The sequence below is a fragment of the Pseudomonas sp. PDM24 genome, from assembly GCF_019218905.1.
In the GTDB taxonomy this organism is placed as follows: domain Bacteria; phylum Pseudomonadota; class Gammaproteobacteria; order Pseudomonadales; family Pseudomonadaceae; genus Aquipseudomonas.
The window spans coordinates 137073-155758 of record NZ_JAHUWR010000009.1 but is presented as its reverse complement, the minus strand read 5'-3'; the positions used below and the strand labels follow the sequence as shown (position 1 = coordinate 155758).

Here is an 18686-nt window from a genome sequence, read left to right as displayed (position 1 = left end):
GGCCGCTTCGCTGAACGTGACTTAGTCGCCGCCAATCAGCGAATCGCCCTACATCCATTTCCACCTTTCCCGACTTCTTTCCTGCTCGATCCCCCGCAAAGTCCCCGCGCCTTATTTTCTGCGCCAGGTAAGGCCTGTTATCTCTGAGGCAGATAGATTTTATGACCGCTTCGCGCTCAATCGCGGGCAAGCCTCGCTCCTACAGGATTAAAGTCGTTCTCATATTTAGCGGTCTGCCTCGATTCCGTAGGAGCGAGGCTTGCCCGCGAAGGCAGTCTTACAGGACGGTGAAATTTCTGGGCAAGGTCGTCGGAAGTTTCCTTCAACTCGTAGCAGTTTCCATGAACTGGTGTGAAATGCGTTCCATCGATAGTCTCTGGTGGTCACTGAAAATTCAGTGGCAGGGTGTAGGAACCCTTCAAGACTAGAGAGGACGCTTTGGCGTCGACACCTGAATTGCGGCCATCAACATGTGTCCGTAAGATCAGTTGCGGCGGCTGTGCGCGGGCACGCTTCGGTGTGGTCGAGTTCTCTGGTCTCGATATTCCTACCCCGCGTATAGCTGCCACCCAAGCCTGTAGGAAGGCCGATGGTAGCTCCACTTCTACCAGAGGTTTAAAAATGAAAAGTCTTCACCCCGATCCACCCTACGAAAACCCAATTCCCCACCCCGACAACCGCTTCATGGCACTCACCGGCAACTGCACCGACATGCCGACCCTATTCGTCGATACCCACGCGCCGCTCGATGTTTTGTATGACGCTGCCGGCTATCGAATTCGTGCCGTCACTCAGGTGCTTGAGAACATGTCGATGCGCGGTTCAGTCGAGTGCGAATCCTTCATTCTCAGCGACTTTGCCTTGCTTTGCGCCATTCCGTTGCGCGATGGCTGTGATGTGCTGGATGTGATTGGGCGGCGGTTGCGGGCTCGGCCTTCGGAGTAGCGTCGCGCGGCTTTTTGTGGCGAGGGGGCTTGCCCCCGTTGGGTTGCGCAGCAGCCCCAAAACCAGCAATCCGGTTTTGTCAGACATACCGCGGTGTTTGGTTTGGCGACTGCTGCGCAGTCGAACGGGGGCGAGCCCCCTCGCCACAAGGGCAAGATCAAAAGATCGCAGCCTTCGGCAGCTCCTACGGGGGCTGCGTCGGAAGAGGGGCCGCGTTGCGACCCAGCGGGGCGATGCGGCGGTCCGACAAGCCCCCTCACCACAAAGGTCCGGTTATGGCTGCAGACCGGCGATCAGATGAACCACTCCATCCTCCAGCATCATCACCCCCGGCACCCCTGCCACCGTCAAAGCCTGCCGGTCCATCCGCGCCACATCCCGCAATTCCACCCGCACACGGGTCAGCGCCACTGGCTGTTGCGATTTGAGATTATCCATTCCGCCAAGCGCGGCGACGATATTCGCGGCCAAACCGCCAACCGGCTGAGCCTCCACTTTCGGCTCATCCACTACCAGGTCCGGCGTCAACGCTTTCCAAAACGCCCGCTGCATTTTCTCGAACATGCTCAGTTCTCCAGAATCAGTGAAGTATCGACCGTCGCCTCATGGTGCAGCCGCAATGCCTCGCGCACTTGCTCGGCACTCTCCAGCCCCAGCACTTGCTGGGCGATGGCTTGGCAGTCCAGCAGGTCCACTTCGCGAACCGCCGCTTTGATCGCTGGAATCAACGGCACGCTCACCGACAACTCATCCACCCCAAGCCCCAGCAACAGCGGCACCGCCAGTTTTTCCGAAGCCAGGGCGCCGCACACCCCGACCCATTTGCCATGGGCATGGGCGGCTTTCACGGTGGTGGCGATCAAGCGCAATACCGAGGGATGAAAACTGTCAGCCTGACTGGCCAGCCGTGGGTGATCACGGTCCATGGCCAGGGTGTACTGGGTCAGGTCGTTGGTGCCGATGGAGAAGAAATCCACTTCGGACGCAAACAGGTCAGCCATCAGCGCCGCAGCGGGTACTTCGATCATGATCCCCAGTTTCGGCAGTTCAGTCAGGCCCAATGCCAGCGCTTCTTCTTCCAGCAGTTGGCGAGCCAGCCGCAGTTCCGACAATTGCGTGACCATCGGCAGCATGATGTGCAGGCGAGCCAGCCCGGCGCTGCTCAGGATCGCCTTGAACTGATCACGCAACAGTTGCGGACGCTCCAGGCACAAACGAATCCCGCGCATGCCCAGGAACGGGTTGGTTTCGCGCTCCATCGGCACATAGGCCAAGGGTTTGTCACCGCCGACATCCAGGGTGCGCACTACCAGGTTACGCGCTGGCCCCAATGCGCGGGCAATGGCGCTGTAGATGGATGCCTGTTCGTCATGGCTTGGCGCGTGGTTGCGATCCAGATAAAGAAACTCCGAACGCAATAGACCGACGCCCTCGCCCCCCAGCGCCATGGCCTGTTCGGCTTCGGCCAGGGACGCGATATTGGCGGTGATTTCAACATGATGCCCATCTCGGGTACAGGCGGCCAGTCCTGCATTTTCCAGCTCGTATTGTTGGCGTTTCTTTTGCAGCTGACGATTGGCTTGCAACTGCTCAATGGCAGCCAGCTCGGGATCGAGCTGCAGTTCGCCCTTGTCGGCATCGAGCAACACCCGGGTGCCATTGATCAGTGTCAGCACCTGAACCGGCAAGCCGCAGATCGCCGGCAAACCGAAGGCCCGCGCGAGAATCGCCACGTGGCTGGTGGCGCCACCACCGACCGTGGCGAACCCGAGCACCTTGCGCGTATCCAGGCCAGCCGTTTGGGAGGGCGTCAGTTGCTCGGCAATCAGAATCGCCCCGTCCGGCAACTCCATTGCACGATCTTCTACGCCGAGAATCAGCTTGAGTACCCGTTGACCGACGTCGGCCAAATCCGCTGCCCGTTCGGCCAGCAAGGCATTGCCCAGTTTTTTGAACAAGGTGGCCGTCGACTCGGTGGCCGCACGCCAGGCGAAACCGGCGCTTTTGCCTGCATCGATCAGTGCCAGTGCCTGATCCAGCAGGCCAGGGTCTTCGAGCAGTTCCTGATGAGCCTTGAAGATGTCTGCCTGGGCGTCACCCGTGGCCTTGTCTCGCAACTGCTGCAAGGCCAGAACCGCCTTGGCCAGCGCTCGGGACAGGTGTTCGCGCTCAACCTGAGGGCTGACGCCTGACTCGCTCACCTCCAGGGTCTGCTCGGCAATCTGCACCACCTGGCCAAACGCCGACCCCGGCGATGCACAGACGCCGCGCAGCACCGTTAGCGATGAGGCCTGCGCGGCAACTGTCTCAACCTCTGCCATCACCGTCACGGCTTCTCCACAACCGGCGGCCAACAACTCGGCCAGCGTCTTGATCGCCACTTCGGCATCCGCGCCCGCCGCGCTGACCTGCAGGACGTCACCATGGGCGGTCTGCAACGCCATGATCGCCACCAGGGATTTGGCGTTCGCGCTGTCCTGCTGTTTATGCAGGCAAATGCTCGCCGCAAAGCCTTTCGCTGCCTGGGCAAACACTGCTGCGGGGCGAGCATGCAAACCGTTGGTGTTGGGCAGCGTCACCGGTTTGGAAAACAGCGCTTCGCCCTCCTGCGCAATCCCCTCATCGGCCGCCACTTCGGATGGACGCAGCCTCAGCAGCGGCTGACCACTTTCCACCACACCCGTTTCGGGCGCCAGCCAGGTGAACGGCTCACCGCTGACCACCAGCATCAAGGTCAACAAACTGCGGGCGTTCAAGGCGATGTAATCGGCATCGAACTCGATCAGTGCCTGCCCCACTATTACCCGCTGACCTTCCTCCACCAATCGGGTGAAACCCTTGCCGGCCAGGTTCACGGTATCGAGGCCGATGTGCATCAGCACCTGCACGCCATTGTCGTCGGTGATGCTGACGGCATGCCCACTGACCTGCACATTGCTGATCACGCCGGCCAGCGGTGCGCACAAGGTTTGCGAAGTCGGATCGATGCACAGACCGTCGCCGATCACGCGACTGGAAAACACCTGATCGGGCACCTGATCCAGCGGCATCAGCACGCCGGACAAGGGTGCCAGCAGTTGCAATTGTTGGGGTGTGGCCATGACGTCACCTGCTGTTTTGTTCTTTGAAGTGCTGATGGAGCGCGAGGCTCCGACAGCATCGCTTATTTCCACCAATACTCGACCTGCAATCCGACGTTCGAACCGTGTCGCGCCGTGCCGAAGGCGCCGGTGTCGGACAACGCCGAACCCGCCGCCAGTTCATTGGCCGCCCGTTTGGCCGCCTCGTTCCAGCTGGCATAGGTGTAATACAGACGCACCTCGGGGCGCGCCCAGAAATCCGGGCCCTTGGGCGACCACGTCGGGGCGAAGGTGAACTTGCTCAGCTTGCGCGTCCCACCCGTGGCTTCAACCTGATCGTGACCCAACTCGGTCACCAGTTTGAACTGCTCGGTGATCGCATAGGCCGGGCGAATCCCAAGGGAAATCCAGTTCTGGTCGGCGCCGTCCGGGCGAATGTCTTTCTGGTAGACCGCTTCGACCTGCCCGCCGAAACGTGGCGTCACTTGCCAGTCGAAGAACTCCACCACCCGGTAGCTTTTGCTGCTGTCGTCCAGCCTCACGTTACCGGTATAGCCCAACCCGGTGCCGGGGCCTTCGCCGTACTGAAAGGCCAGTTTATTCTTGCCACCCAGAAAGCCCTTCTGCACATGCTGGGTGGTAATTGCCCAACCGCGGTGAGCGTCGCGGCTGTCGGGTTTGTCGATGTAACTCAGGCCGAATTCCAGCTCACCGCCGGGATTGGTATCGAAGCCGGCGACGTTGAAATCGTGACGGTTGATGTAGTCCTTCTGGTACAGGTTGTCCTTGCGCGAGAAGGCGTAGCTGTACTTCAGATCACCGATCAGCACATCTTCGATACCGCCGCCGGTGGCGCTCTGGTTCCAGTAGTAGAAGTCGGAAATATGGATATCGTTCCGTTTGTAGTAACGCCGACCGGCCCACAGTGAACCGCCATTGAGGCTGGGCATGTTCGACCATTGCGCATACAACTGCGGCATGCGCACCGAGCCGTTGTCGCCGTTGAACGTCAGGCTGCGGTCGTACTGGTTATACAGCGAGGCCATGCCGTCGACACTGAGCACCGAGCCGTCGTCCAGCGTGAACAGATCCTGACGCAACTCCAGCTCCGCATACTGTTCGCATTCGTTGCCGAGGCGGTATTTCGACTGCGCACCCGGCAATTGAAAACATGACTGCGAACTGCTGTTGACCGAGGTGCCGACACCGCTACGCACATAGCCGGCGAACTCCAGCGCATGGGCCGATAACGGTAATGCCAGACACACGCCCGCCGCTACAAGGCTGCGATTTATTGTTGTTTTCAAGAACCACCTCATTATTTTTATTGTGCGAAGCAGCAAAATCAGCGCGCAAAACTCCCCCGCGCAGTGTTCTGCGTGTTTTTTTAATTAGTGTTTTTTAGTGGTCAGTCAGGCGCAGAACGAACGACTCATAGGGCCGTAGAAACACCTGCCGATTGCGCGGCGGGCAGTCCGGGTAGTTGCTGATGACCAGAGATTGCACCATCGATTCGTTGATCACTTCTGGCGGCAGCTCGACTTCGCACGGCGCGCCATAGAAGTTGTTCAGCACCAGCAAACGCTCGCCATGGCCTTCACGCACATACGCCCAGATTTTCGTGTGCTCAGGCAATAACTGCCGATACACGCCGTCGGACATCAACGTTTCACTGCGACGCAGCGCAATCAACTGTCGATAGTGATGCAGCACCGAATCCGGATCGTCGAGTTGGTGGGCGACGTTAATTTGCGCCACGTTGGCCGGCACGCCGATCCAGGGTTCGACCGTGCTGAAACCGGCATTTGGCTCGGGGCTCCAGTGCATCGGCGTGCGGCCATTGTCCCGGGACTTCTGCATGATCGCCGCCATGTTGTCGACGTCGCTGCTACCGGCTTCACGCTTGAGCCGGAAGATGTTCAGGGTTTCGACGTCGCGGTACTGATCGATGTGATCGAACCCCGGATTGGTCATGCCCAGTTCTTCGCCTTGATACACGAACGGCGTGCCCTGCAGGAAATGCAGCGCCGTGCCGAGCATCTTCGCCGACACCACCCGATGCTCACCGTCGTGACCAAAACGTGAGACCACACGCGGCTGGTCGTGGTTACACCAGAACAGCGCGTTCCAGCCGCCGCCGGCCTGCATGCCGGTCTGCCAGTCGGAGAGAATGCGCTTGAGTGCGAGGAAGTCGAAATCGGCGCGAACCCACTTCTGCAGGTTCGGGTAATCAACTTTCAAGTGATGGAAATTGAAAGTCATCGACAGCTCTTTCGACTCCGGCCGCGAATAGCGAATGCAGTGTTCCAGACTGGTGGACGACATCTCGCCGACGTTGATCAGGTCATGGCCTTCGAACACTTCACGGTGCATCTGCTGCAGGTATTCGTGGACGTTCGGGCCGTCGGTGTAGAAGCGCCGACCGTCGCTGTTGTCCTCGGGGAAGTCCGCCGGTTTGGAGATCAGGTTGATCACGTCCAGACGGAAACCGCCCACGCCTTTGTCGCGCCAGAAACGCATCATCTTGAACACTTCGGCACGCACCTGGGGGTTGTCCCAGTTCAGGTCGGCCTGCGTGTGGTCGAACAGGTGCAGGTAGTACTGACCGGTCTGGGCCTCGTACTCCCAGGCCGAACCGCCGAACTTGGATTCCCAATTGTTCGGCTGGTCGCGCCAGATGTAGAAATCGCGGTAAGGGTTATCGAGGCTGCTGCGGGCCTGCTGAAACCAGGTGTGTTCGATCGAGGTGTGATTGACCACGATGTCGAGCATCAATTTGATCCCGCGCTTGCCGGCCTCGGCGATCAGCAACTCGCAGTCGGCCATGGTCCCGTAGCTTGGATCGATGGCGTAGTAGTCGCTGATGTCATAACCGTTGTCGCGCTGGGGCGAACGCAGGAACGGCGTGATCCACAGGCAATCGACACCCAACCAGTGCAGGTAATCGAGCTTGGCCACGACGCCGAGCAAATCACCCGTGGGGTTGCCGGCGTGGCTGTGAAAACTCTTCGGGTAGATCTGGTAGATCACCGAACGTTGCCAGTCTTGCATGGCGGGATTCCTTCAGTAAGTTTTGTACTGGCCTTGGGGGCCTCTTCGCGGGCAAGCCCGCTCCCACATTGGAATGCGGTCAACTGTGGGAGCGGGCTTGCTCGCGAATGCGATCTGTCAGGCAACCCGATACCCGGGCCGGACAATCCTCATGCTCAACCCGCAGGTCAGAACAAACGGCACGACCATGGCAATCACCATCCCGACCACGAACATCGGAATGAACTGGGGGATGATCGAGATGAAACCGGGCAACCCGCCAACGCCGATCGCCGAAGCCTGGACCTTGTTCAGCGACAGGAAAATGCTGCCCAGCGCCGAGCCGATCAGGGCCGCATAGAACGGAAATTTGTAGCGCAGGTTGACCCCGAACATGGCCGGCTCGGTGATGCCGAAGTAAGCGGAAATCGCTGAAGTCGAGGCCATGCTTTTGTCCCGCACACTGCGGGTCATATAGAACACCGCCAGTGCCGCGCTGCCCTGGGCGAGGTTGGACATGACGATCATCGGCCAGATGAAGGTGCCCCCCTGGGTCGAGATCAGTTGCAAATCGACCGCGAGAAACATGTGGTGCATGCCGGTGATCACCAGCGGTGCGTAGAGCAGGCCGAAAATCGCGCCGCCAACCATGGGCGCCAGGTCGAACAGGGTCACCACGCCTTCGGTGATGAGAATCCCCAGATGGCGGGTCACCGGACCAATCACTGCCAGCGCCAGCACACCGGTGACGACAATGGTGGTGATCGGCACTACCAGCAATTGCACCGCATTAGGCACCCGCGCCCGCAGCCACTTTTCGATGACGCTCATCACATAGGCCGCCATCAGGATCGGCAGGATTTGCCCCTGATAACCGACCTTCTCGATCTGAAACATACCAAGGATGTCGAAGTACGGCAGGCTCTGCCCCTCAAGCCCAGCCACCGCTTTGCCGTAGTTCCAGGCATTGAGCAGATCCGGGTGCACCAGCATCAGGCCGAGCACGATGCCAAGGATTTCGCTGCCGCCAAAGCGCTTGGCCGCCGACCAGCCCACCAACGCAGGGAGAAACACGAACGAGGTGTTGGCCATCAGGTTGATCAGGCTCCAAAGCCCGTCAAGCTTGGGGTAGGCGTCCAGCAGGGTCTTGCCCTCGATGAACATGCCCTTGGCGCCAATCAGGTTGTTGATGCCCATCAGCAGGCCGGCAATGATCAGCGCCGGAAGGATCGGCATGAACACGTCGGAAAACACCCGCACCAATCGCTGCATCGGGTGGATCTTGTCGGCGCTTTTCTGTTTGACGTCGGCGATGGTCGAGGCGGCGAGACCGGTTTGCCGGCGCAGCTCGGCGTAGACCTTTTCCACTTCGCCGGGGCCGATCACCACCTGGAACAGGCCACCGGTAAAGAACGAACCTTTGACCAGATCGATCTGGTTCAGCGTGGCGCTATTGACCAGGCTCGGGTCCTTGAGGGCCAGGCGCAGCCGTGTGACGCAATGCGCGGCCTGCTCGAGGTTATCGCTGCCGCCGAGGCTGTGCAGCAGCTCAGTGACGATATTCGGATAGTCGTGGCTCATGCTTGTTCTTCCACTGTAGTTTTTTGTTATTGGCAGCACGCCGAAGCGAAAAGTACTCGTCTGTACGAGTTATTGCAACAACTCGTACAGACGAGTTTGGTTTTGTTTATCCTGAACCCGACAAGCGGCGATATTTCCTACCTCAAAAGTCAAAGAAACCTAAACCCGCATGGACAAACCCCTACCCTGCCCTTAAGGTTCAAAACCTTGAGCACAGCGCGGCACAGAGCCATCCCCATGAGTAAATACAACCAGATCTACAGCGATCTGCTTGCCAGCATCACGACCGAACGTCTGGAACGCGGCGCCCGATTGCCGTCCGAAACCGAACTGATGGACAGCTACCAGGCCAGCCGCGGCACCGTGCGCAAGGCCATCGAGCAATTGCAGGAACGTGGTTTCGCCCAGAAAGTCCACGGCAAAGGCACCTTCGTGCTGTCGACCAACCCGATCGAATTCCAGCTCGGCGGTATCGTCAGCTTCCAGGAAACCTACCCTCGACTGGGCAATGACGTCAGCACCGAGGTGGTCGAATTCACCCAGATCCCCCTCGAAGGCCCACTGCTCGAACACATCAAGGCCGAAGAAGGCAGCCTGATCACGCGGATCAAACGCGTGCGGCGGATTGATGGCAAACGGGTGATCCTCGACATCAACCATTTCGTCAGCGACGTGATTCCCGGTCTGTCCCGCGACATCGCCGAGCATTCGATCTACGCCTTCATCGAGCAGACCCTGCAACTGCAAATCGCCTACGCCCAGCGCACCATCGAAGCGGTGCCCCGTAGCAAAGATGACCAGCAACACCTGGATCTCGACGGCCAGAGCCATGTGATCGTGGTCAGTAACCAGACGTTTTTGCAGGATGGCCGGCAATTCGAGTACACCGAGTCGCGGCATACGCTGGATAAGTTCTACTTCTCAGACGTCGCCCGGCGCTGAAACGCAAAAGGCCCCGTGAACTCGCGTTCACGGGGCCTTTCAGGTGTTAGGGACGATCAGTTACAGTCGAGATCGCTCGAAATTTCCCGCCTGCTCCTGCCTGCCATTGTGCCCTTTGCAGTAGGCGTGAAATGCCGTATCCGCGCAAGGAGGTAATGCATCGAGCTGACGCAACACATTTTGGGCGATCTCCTTGTCCTTCGACGTTGCATGATCGACGCGGGCAGTGGCCACAGAATGGAAATAGCGGAAGGTCGACTTGTCCTTCATGTCCGTCGGCGTGACAAGCTTCCGAGCGGGGGCATTTCCCCTTTAATCCCTGTCAGCTTGCCGGATTGCGTGCCATGACGATCCACGCCGCGCCGTCGATCATCACCGACCGCTCGCCGGGGAAGCCCGCGAAGGCGGCACGAACCGCGGCCCAGGCACGGGCGCGGATGTCGTCGGGCTGATCCGCGAGCACAAGCGACAGCGGGCCGCCCTCGAACGCCATCTTCACCGCGTCGTCGATCGCCGCGTCCCGCGTCCCGCCCTCGCCGAACGGGATAGAAGCATCGAAGGGCGCGATAGCGATATCGGTGAAGCCGGCCGCTGTCAGGATGCGTGCCACGCGCCCCCGATCGCCGAACGAGAATGGGCCGGGTGCTTCGGGATCGGGCGGTGCGGTCGGCGGGACGATGCCCTTGATCGCGCCCATCGGCAGGCGCACCCAATCGTTCTCGGCCACGCCGCGCCAGCAGACGAAAGCGACCCGCCCGCCCGGCCGGAGCGCGCGTCGCATATGGGCGAACGCCCCTGTCGGATCGTCGAAGAACATCACTCCGAAACGCGAGAACAGGATGTCGAACGCGCCCTCGGGCAGCTCGGCGCTGCTGGCGTCGGCTACCCGGAACCGGGCCGGCGTGTCCTGTGGCGCAAGCGCGCACGCTCGGCCGATCAGCGGTTCGGATATGTCCACGCCCAGCACATGGCCGCCCGCGCCGACGCGGGCGGCCAGAGCCAGACTCGACGCCCCCGCGCCGCAGCCGACGTCCAGCACGCGCTCACCCGTCGTGGGCGCGGCGGCTTCGATCGCGGCCTGGCCGAACACCGCAAACATGGCGTCGAGCCGGGCCTGGTTGGCGACCCAGTACTCTCCGCTTTGGCCATTCCAGTCGGCGACCTGATAGGCATTTTGCTCTGTCATGATACATCTCCTCGTTTTGATTCGTTCTAAACCCGCCTCCAGCAGCGATAAGGCACCAGACCGAGATCGGTGCCGCCTGGCGCCGGACCTCGAAGGACAACCCCTCCTACCATTGCGTCAAACTCGACGATCCGTCCTTCACCGCGCCGATCTACGCCAACCTCTTCGAAAGCGACGACGCAACCGGAGAAGGGAATCTGTGCTCTCAAACCAGCATCGATTGCTGAGCGGAGATACCCGCCGTCGCGCCGTGCGATGTTGCCAGGGTGACCGAGGCCATGAGGGGGTTTGCTAGGTCGCCCGCGGCGTAGACGCCGGGCATGCTGGTTTCGCGGCGTTCGTCGACCTTGAGGGCGATGCCCAGGGGCGTATCGACCGTGGCGAGGCCCAGCGATTCATGCAGGCGCGCGGACGGCTTGTTGCGCGGATGCGCGAACAGGATGTCGACCGCGACAGGGGGGCCGGCGTCGAGCCTGACGGTGGCGTTATGGCTCTCGTCATGGTCGATTTCGGTGATCCGGCCATCGACGACAGGGATGCCGCGGCGCGCCAGATCGGCCCGGATGTCGGGTGGAATGTCGTGACCATTGGCGAAGACCGTCAATGTGTCGGTCCAATCGTGGTACAGCCTGACGTAGTTGTGCGACGGCGGGCCGGACCAGACGAGGCCCCAATGCCGGCCGGCAACTTCAAAGCCGTCGCAATAGGGGCAGGGCACGATGGAGCTGCCCCAGCCTTCGGCAAAGCCGGGAAGTTCAGGCATCTGGTCGGCGACGCCATAGCTCAGGATCAGGCGGCGCGCCCTGAGGCTTTCGCCATCGCCAGTGAGGACGGAGAAATCGTCGATGGCGCCGGAGAGGCTCTCGGCCCGGGCAGTGACCAGCCTGACCGTGGGATAGCGCGCCAGCTGCTGCCGCGCCTCGGCCAGGATCTCCAGCGGTGGCTTGTGGTCGTGGCCGAGCAGGCCATGCGAGTGGTCGGCGAAGCGATTGCGCGGCAGGCCGGTATCGAGAACGGTGACCTTTCGGCGGGCACGGCCGAGCTGCAGGGCTGCGGCAAGACCGGCAAAGCTGCCGCCGATGATGATGACGTCATTCATGGTGATAGGCTCCGTGTTATAGATGAAGGGAGATTGGCTTGCACTTTTAAGATACTTTGAAGTACCCTAATTCAAGAATTAGAATACTGTCAAGTACTGGAATTTTTATGACCGAAAACAACCAGGCCCGGCGCGGCCGCCCCGCCAACGAGGCGCTTGGCCAAACGATAGTCGACGCCGCGTGCGAACTTTTTGTGGAATTGGGTTTTCAAGCGACGACCATGGACAAGGTCGCCCAGCGGGCGAAGATATCCAAGCTAAGCATCTATAGGCACTTCGAGAACAAGGAGGCGCTGTTCAGCGCGGCCATCGCGGCCCACTGCCAGCAGTTTGCACCACAGGCCCTTTTTGAAGGCTTCGACGGTTCGGCCGAAGATCAGCTCATGGCGGTGGGATCAACCCTGCTTCGCACGCTGTTGAGCCCGGACGTCCGTAGTGTCGAAGCCATGATCATGGCCGACAAGACGAATCAAAAGTCGTTAAGCAAGCGCCAATACGAAGCTGGCCCCGCCTATGTCATCGCCCAAATCGAGGCCCTGTTGCGTCAGTTGCACGCGAAGGCGGTTCTGAACGTGCCCGATCCTCTCCAGTCCGCCCGCTTGTTTGCCGCACTTTTCAAAGGATCCGATCTCCTGATTATCGCGCGCTTCGATGAGGCGAGAGCAGAGGACGACAATGAAGTCGAATCCTATTGCCGGTCGGCCGTCGCCATGTTCATCGCCGCGCACGGTGGCAACGACCACGCGGGCGGATAAGCATTTGATTGCTCCGGGCAGCTTGGCCGAGGCCGTCGTCCAGGCGCTTCGTCATATTGGGCCGGCGCGCGCGGCCGAGCTTGCACAGATCGCGGCACCTCATCTTTCCCCCAACGATAAAAAGACGCTCGCATCTACCGCGGTCCAAGCTCCCGCCTGGATGCGGTCGACGCTTCTCTCCATCGCAGATCCGGCAGCAGTCGGGACTGGGAACTTTGCCGACCTTGAAGGCACACTTGACCAATAACGCCGCCACTTGTCTGGACGATGGACAAGCGACTTGTCGCTCATCAGCCCCTATTCTTCTGGCGAAGCAGCTTGTTACCGTTGAGGTTTGCAGCAACCTGACAAACAGAAACAACCTCCCGTAGAATGCCTTCGTGGCTATGGAACACCTTCCTTCTAAACCTCCTATGACCTAGGGGTTTCGCTCTCCACACCGCGCCTGCTTCTTGCAGGCGTTTTTATATCGGCAGTAGACACGATGCTGCAGCTCGCTCACGACGGCGGCCAAAGGAGAAAATCAAGCATGAATCAGGAGCTGTTCCTGCGTCGCCGTAGCAAAGTTCACGTTCCGATGGGCACTGGCGGTGCCACGCGCGCTCAGGTCGCGTCGGCTGTCCGGGAAGTCGCGGCGTTCCGATGTGTACTATCAGAGCCTCTGATTGAGCAAATCGGCATGTTGTCAGCGACAGAACTCAAGCACTGGTTGCATGGCATTGTCGGAGTCCTTCGGCGGAGGAGTGGCGCTCATGTGCACCACCGGCCGTTTTATCCTGACTTTCCAGAGCAGGTTCTGACGGCCACAGAGGCGGAGTTGTACCTTAACGCCGTCATGCATTACCTCACGCTTCGGCGTTTACCACCGACTGAAGAATCCCGACCTCCACTGCTTGAAGGCAACTTCATACCCTGGGTTATTGAACCGGGAAGCATCCCTGAGTTCGAGTCACTGCTCGAGCCGCTGGTTTCATCGCGCACCTCACTTTCCGAAGAGGAAACTGCTGATGTCGTCTGGTTTGTCCGAGAGTACAAAAGCGATGTGTTCCGTCTGCTGCCCGAGGCTATCCCTTTCCGGGAGATCCGTGCACAGGTTGGCGGCGCACTTATCCTGCATGTAGCCGGCGATGCACGGGTGGACGCATTCCTGGAGCGCAACGTCGAAACGGCGACTGATGTGCTACGACTCGCGGTCGCGCTGAATGGAGGAGACGTGTCACTGACGACAGCTTCGACACGTTTCACAGCGATGAAGCGCTCGGTCCGCCGCCTGCTGTTACGCCTGCTCGACCACATACCCAACGCCGCAGAAGACGTGATGCGCCATGCCGAGCGCTGGAAGCGTCTGGCTGAAGTACTGCATCCGGGCGACTACGCCGACAAGTACCCACGAGCGCTAGCGGCCATCACGGCAGCGCGTCGCAACGAGGCGCCAGCCACATTTGGTTCACGTGTCGAAACACTGCTTGCCCAGCGCGACATCGCCACGCTTATGCCCATACTACAGAGCCGTCCCGGTGAGTTCGCACGACGGCTGGACGTGACCCTGCGGCGCGCGACGGACCCCGAGTCGGTTCTCGACGCATTCGAGGCTGTTGCGACACAAGTGTCCTCACCTGTCCTGCTGCAGTTGCTGGCCCAGGTACGCGCTCCACGCCCCCTGCCCCTGCGGGCCTTTACCCCGAAAGGTGCATTCGCCAAGGTCTATGGCATCAAGGATCGCCGCGAACCTCTCACACCCGAAGTGTTGGCTCGCGCAGCCCGAATCTGCGAAAGCGCGCTTGTAATGCGTTTTGCATCGCTGCCGCCACTAGGCCGCTGTTTCATCGATCCAGCATTACGCGAATACAAGGTGCCGCTGGCGCAGCGTGCCTCATCGAAGTCGCTACGTACGCTGGTGCGAGGCAGTCGGTTGCCTATGCCTGATACACGTTTCATTCGCCTGTTCCTGTGGTGGAAGAATGGCACCGGGCGCACGGACATCGACTTGTCCGCCGCATTTTTCGACGCCAACTTCGTGTTCACACAAACGGTCGCGTACTACAACTTGAAGGGTTTCGGCGGCTACCACAGCGGCGACATCGTCGACGCGCCCGACGGGGCTTCGGAGTTCATCGACCTCGACCTTGATGTCCTCGTCGAGAAGGGTATCCGCTATGTCGTCACGTCTATCAACTCATTCACCGAGCAGCCGTACTGCGATCTTCCAGAATGCTTCGCTGGCTGGATGGCCCGCGCCGACACGGCGTCGGGTGAAGTATTCGAGCCGCGATCCGTATTCGACCGTGTCGATATCGCATCCGACACAGTGATCTGTCTGCCCTTCGTGATGGATTTGCAGGAACGACGCATGATTTGGGCCGATCTGGGGCTCACTTCATCTCCGCGGTGGAACAACGTCGGGAACAACCTCAGTGGGGTATCGTTGATGCTGCGGGCTTTGGTGCATACACCACGGCCGGATTTGGAAACTCTGTTCGACTTGCATGTTCGAGCACGCGGGGAACGAGTGGCTTCGCCGCAGCAGGCACAGGCGGTGTTTGCACCTGAGCAAGGGATAACGCCGTTCGATACGGATTTGATTCGATCACAGTTTCTCTAACACCTACGCCAGCCTTTGCGATCTATTGAGAACAACGGCTCTTGCTTCGGTGCTTTCCAACCAAAAACAAAAATCCAGTCAGCATGACTGAGTGGCTGTTCGCTCCAGAGCACTATGAAAAACTCAAAAAAAAACGCCTGGTACATAAGCACCAGGCGTTTTTTGTTTCAGCCGATCGGCCCTGAGGCCGGGGGCATCACTCCCACTCAATCGTCGCCGGCGGCTTGCTCGACACGTCGTAAGTGACGCGGGAGATGCCTTCGATTTCATTGATGATCCGGCCGGAAACAGTTTCCAGCAGTTCGTAAGGCAGATGCGCCCAACGTGCGGTCATGAAGTCGATGGTTTCCACGGCACGCAGGGCCACGACCCAGGCGTAACGACGGCCATCGCCCACCACGCCCACCGATTTCACCGGCTGGAACACCACGAATGCCTGGCTGACCTTGTGGTACCAGTCAGCTTTGCGCAGTTCTTCGATGAAGATGTGGTCGGCGCGACGCAGCAGGTCGGCGTATTCCTTCTTCACTTCACCGAGGATCCGCACACCCAGGCCCGGGCCCGGGAACGGGTGACGGTAGACCATGTCGTACGGCAGGCCCAGTTCCAGGCCCAGACGACGGACTTCGTCCTTGAACAGCTCGCGCAGGGGTTCAACCAGCTTGAGGTTCATTTCTTCCGGCAGGCCGCCCACGTTGTGGTGCGACTTGATCACGTGAGCCTTGCCGCTTTTGGCGCCAGCCGACTCGATCACGTCCGGGTAAATGGTGCCTTGGGCGAGGTACTTGATGTTATCCAGTTTGTTGGACTGGGCATCAAACACGTCGATGAAGGTACGGCCGATGATCTTGCGCTTCTTCTCTGGGTCGCTTTCGCCTGCCAGATTGTCGAGGAACTGGTCTTCAGCGTTGGCGCGAATCACCTTGACGCCCATGTTCTCGGCGAACATGGCCATCACTTGCTCGCCTTCGTGCAGGCGCAGCAGGCCGTTGTCGACGAAGACGCAGGTCAATTGGTCGCCGATAGCCTTGTGCAGCAGCGCGGCAACCACCGAGGAGTCAACGCCGCCGGACAGGCCGAGCAATACGTTGTCGGTGCCAACCTGGGCGCGGACCTGGGCGATAGCATCTTCAGCAATCTTCGAAGGTGTCCACAGGGCTTCGCAGCCGCAGATGTCGAGGATGAAGCGCGAGAGGATGCGACCGCCCTGCTTGGTGTGGGTCACTTCCGGGTGGAATTGCACGCCGTAGTAGCCGCGAGCATCGTTGAACATGCCGGCAATCGGGCAGCTCGGGGTGCTGGCCAGGATGTGGAAGTCTTCCGGCATCTTGGTGACCTTGTCACCGTGGCTCATCCACACGTCGAGGCCGAACAGGCCATCGGCGTCGATATGGTCTTCGATGCCATCGAGCAGACGGCTCTTGCCGACCACGTCAACGCGGGCATAACCGAACTCACGCAGCTCGGAACCTTCGACCTTGCCACCCAGCTGTTCAGCCATGGTTTGCATGCCGTAGCAGATACCGAAGACCGGTACGCCCAGGTCAAACACCGCTTGCGGGCAGCGCGGGCTGTCGGCTACGTGCACGGACTCGGGGCCGCCGGCGAGAATGACGCCTTTTGGAGCGAATTCGCGAATCGCTTCGTCGTCCATGTCGAACGGATGCAGTTCGCAGTACACGCCGATTTCACGCACGCGGCGAGCGATCAGCTGGGTGTACTGGGAACCGAAGTCGAGGATCAGGATGCGGTGAGCGTGAATGTCGAGGGCCATGATTCAGTCTCGTCTAGATAATTCAGAAACAGTCGTGATTCAGAAACAACTCGGGGCTGAATAGAACAGCCCCGGTTGCTTAACGATTTGCTGGAAGCCTCAACCTACGCGGTAGTTTGGCGCTTCTTTAGTGATTTGCACGTCGTGAACGTGGGACTCGGCCATGCCAGCGCCGGTGATCCGCACGAACTCAGGCTTGGTGCGCATTTCTTCGATATCGGCGCTACCGGTGTAGCCCATGGAAGAACGCAGGCCGCCCATCAGTTGATGGATGATGGCGCTCAGGGTGCCCTTGTACGGAACACGCCCTTCGATGCCTTCCGGAACCAGTTTCTCGGCGCCTGCCGAGGAGTCCTGGAAGTAACGGTCGGAGGAACCTTGAGCCTGGGACATGGCGCCCAGCGAACCCATACCACGGTAAGCCTTGTACGAACGGCCCTGGAACAGTTCGATCTCGCCTGGCGCTTCTTCGGTACCGGCGAACATCGAGCCCATCATCACGCAGGAAGCACCGGCAACGATGGCCTTGGACAGGTCACCGGAGAACCGGATGCCGCCGTCGGCGATCAACGGAACGCCAGTGCCTTCGAGGGCAGCGGCGACGTTGGCGATGGCACTGATTTGCGGGACGCCGACACCGGCGACGATACGGGTGGTGCAGATCGAGCCAGGGCCGATACCGACCTTGACTGCGTCAGCGCCGGCTTCGGCCAGGGCCTTGGCGGCAGCGCCGGTGGCGATGTTGCCGCCGATGACCTGCACTTCAGGGAAGTTCTGCTTGACCCAGCGAACGCGGTCGATCACGCCCTTGGAGTGACCGTGAGCAGTGTCGACCACTACCACGTCAACGCCAGCGTGAACCAGGGCAGCTACGCGGTCACCGGTGTCTTTACCGGTACCGACTGCAGCGCCAACGCGCAGACGACCTTGATCGTCCTTGCTGGCCAGCGGGTAAGCCTTGGCTTTTTCGATGTCGTTGACGGTCATCATGCCTTTGAGGGCGAATTTGTCGTCGACGATCAGCACACGCTCGATGCGGTGCTTGTGCAGCAGTTCGCGCACATCGTTCTTGTTGGCGCCTTCCTTGACCGTGACCAGACGCTCTTTAGGCGTCATCACTTCACGGACGGAGGCGTCCATGCGGTTTTCGAAACGCACGTCACGGGAAGTGACGATGCCGACCAGGTCGCCATCGTGCAGTACCGGTACGCCGGAGATGTTGTGCAGGCGGGTGAGTTCGAACAGTTCACGAACCGTGGCGTCAGCCTCGATGGTGATCGGGTCCTTGACCACGCCGGCCTCGTACCGCTTGACCTTACGCACTTCGGCAGCTTGCTGCTCGATGGTCATGTTCTTGTGGATGATGCCGATGCCACCTTCCTGAGCCATGGCAATTGCCAAGCGGGCTTCAGTAACGGTGTCCATGGCAGCAGAAACCAGTGGAATATTCAGCTCGATGCCACGGGTAAGGCGGGTCTTGAGACTGACTTCGTTAGGAAGAACCTCGGAATAACCGGGCACTAAAAGAATGTCGTCGAAGGTCAGAGCTTCTTGGCTGATACGCAGCATCGCGGGGGCTCCCGAGCGGGAAAATGGAAGCGCGCCATTATAGTCAGACACCCCCTCGGGTTCAATGTAAAACTCTGTCTATTATCGACGCGGTGATCGACGGAGGTTTTGGCACACAAATCC

The 18686-nt window shown here is 60.0% G+C and carries 15 protein-coding genes; 5 read left to right on the top strand and 10 right to left on the bottom strand.

Features of this window, described 5'->3' with window-relative positions:
• The first annotated feature begins 621 nt into the window (after nucleotides 1-621).
• Entirely contained in the window at nucleotides 622-945 is a 324-nt protein-coding gene (locus KW837_RS25595; RefSeq protein ID WP_218398970.1) for a hypothetical protein, read from the top strand.
• Nucleotides 946-1218: 273 nt separating this feature from the next.
• On the opposite strand, the gene KW837_RS25590 is transcribed toward KW837_RS25595, so the two are convergent.
• The 5 genes from KW837_RS25590 to treP form a co-directional block, all read right to left on the bottom strand.
• Complete coding sequence (locus KW837_RS25590; RefSeq protein WP_218398969.1) at nucleotides 1219-1509, bottom strand: PTS transporter subunit EIIB; 291 nt, start codon at nucleotides 1507-1509, stop codon at nucleotides 1219-1221.
• Between the two features lie 2 nt (nucleotides 1510-1511).
• Nucleotides 1512-4046, bottom strand: coding sequence for a phosphoenolpyruvate--protein phosphotransferase (ptsP, locus tag KW837_RS25585; protein WP_218398968.1), 2535 nt, complete (start codon nucleotides 4044-4046; stop codon nucleotides 1512-1514).
• Nucleotides 4047-4108: 62 nt separating this feature from the next.
• On the bottom strand, nucleotides 4109-5332 hold the full coding sequence (locus KW837_RS25580; RefSeq protein WP_218398967.1) for a carbohydrate porin: 1224 nt from the start codon (nucleotides 5330-5332) through the stop codon (nucleotides 4109-4111).
• A 94-nt stretch (nucleotides 5333-5426) separates the two neighbouring features.
• Nucleotides 5427-7076 (bottom strand): alpha,alpha-phosphotrehalase, encoded by a 1650-nt coding sequence (gene treC, locus KW837_RS25575; protein ID WP_218398966.1) that lies wholly within the window; start codon nucleotides 7074-7076, stop codon nucleotides 5427-5429.
• 117 nt (nucleotides 7077-7193) lie between these two features.
• Entirely contained in the window at nucleotides 7194-8636 is a 1443-nt protein-coding gene (treP, locus tag KW837_RS25570; RefSeq protein WP_218398965.1) for a PTS system trehalose-specific EIIBC component, read from the bottom strand.
• Between the two features lie 237 nt (nucleotides 8637-8873).
• On the opposite strand from treP, the gene treR reads away from it, so the two are divergent.
• Complete coding sequence (gene treR, locus KW837_RS25565; protein WP_019647781.1) at nucleotides 8874-9578, top strand: trehalose operon repressor; 705 nt, start codon at nucleotides 8874-8876, stop codon at nucleotides 9576-9578.
• A 60-nt stretch (nucleotides 9579-9638) separates the two neighbouring features.
• Here the strand turns inward: treR and KW837_RS25560 are convergent, their stop codons facing one another.
• Together KW837_RS25560 and KW837_RS25555 are read right to left on the bottom strand one after the other, a co-directional pair.
• Complete coding sequence (locus tag KW837_RS25560; RefSeq protein WP_218398964.1) at nucleotides 9639-9848, bottom strand: hypothetical protein; 210 nt, start codon at nucleotides 9846-9848, stop codon at nucleotides 9639-9641.
• A 52-nt stretch (nucleotides 9849-9900) separates the two neighbouring features.
• Nucleotides 9901-10764: a class I SAM-dependent methyltransferase gene (locus KW837_RS25555; RefSeq protein ID WP_218398963.1), complete on the bottom strand. Its 864-nt coding sequence runs from the start codon at nucleotides 10762-10764 to the stop codon at nucleotides 9901-9903.
• Nucleotides 10765-10811: 47 nt separating this feature from the next.
• Between KW837_RS25555 and KW837_RS28955 the strand changes: the two genes are divergently transcribed.
• Nucleotides 10812-10991 (top strand): DUF736 family protein, encoded by a 180-nt coding sequence (locus tag KW837_RS28955; RefSeq protein WP_218399026.1) that lies wholly within the window; start codon nucleotides 10812-10814, stop codon nucleotides 10989-10991.
• Here KW837_RS28955 and KW837_RS25545 read toward each other — a convergent pair.
• The gene (locus KW837_RS25545) at nucleotides 10970-11863 is read right to left on the bottom strand and encodes an NAD(P)/FAD-dependent oxidoreductase (protein ID WP_218398962.1); all 894 of its coding nucleotides are present in this window, start codon (nucleotides 11861-11863) and stop codon (nucleotides 10970-10972) included. The genes KW837_RS28955 and KW837_RS25545 overlap by 22 nt on opposite strands.
• Nucleotides 11864-11970: 107 nt before the next feature.
• Between KW837_RS25545 and KW837_RS25540 the strand changes: the two genes are divergently transcribed.
• Together KW837_RS25540 and KW837_RS25535 are read left to right on the top strand one after the other, a co-directional pair.
• Nucleotides 11971-12618, top strand: a complete 648-nt coding sequence (locus KW837_RS25540) for a TetR/AcrR family transcriptional regulator (protein ID WP_218398961.1) — start codon at nucleotides 11971-11973, stop codon at nucleotides 12616-12618.
• Between the two features lie 529 nt (nucleotides 12619-13147).
• On the top strand, nucleotides 13148-15220 hold the full coding sequence (locus KW837_RS25535; RefSeq protein ID WP_218398960.1) for a TerD family protein: 2073 nt from the start codon (nucleotides 13148-13150) through the stop codon (nucleotides 15218-15220).
• A 196-nt stretch (nucleotides 15221-15416) separates the two neighbouring features.
• Here KW837_RS25535 and guaA read toward each other — a convergent pair whose 3' ends face one another.
• Together guaA and guaB are read right to left on the bottom strand one after the other, a co-directional pair.
• On the bottom strand, nucleotides 15417-16994 hold the full coding sequence (guaA, locus tag KW837_RS25530) for a glutamine-hydrolyzing GMP synthase (RefSeq protein ID WP_007903619.1): 1578 nt from the start codon (nucleotides 16992-16994) through the stop codon (nucleotides 15417-15419).
• A gap of 99 nt (nucleotides 16995-17093) precedes the next feature.
• Nucleotides 17094-18563: an IMP dehydrogenase gene (gene guaB, locus KW837_RS25525; RefSeq protein WP_008070940.1), complete on the bottom strand. Its 1470-nt coding sequence runs from the start codon at nucleotides 18561-18563 to the stop codon at nucleotides 17094-17096.
• Between the last annotated feature and the right edge of the window lie 123 nt (nucleotides 18564-18686).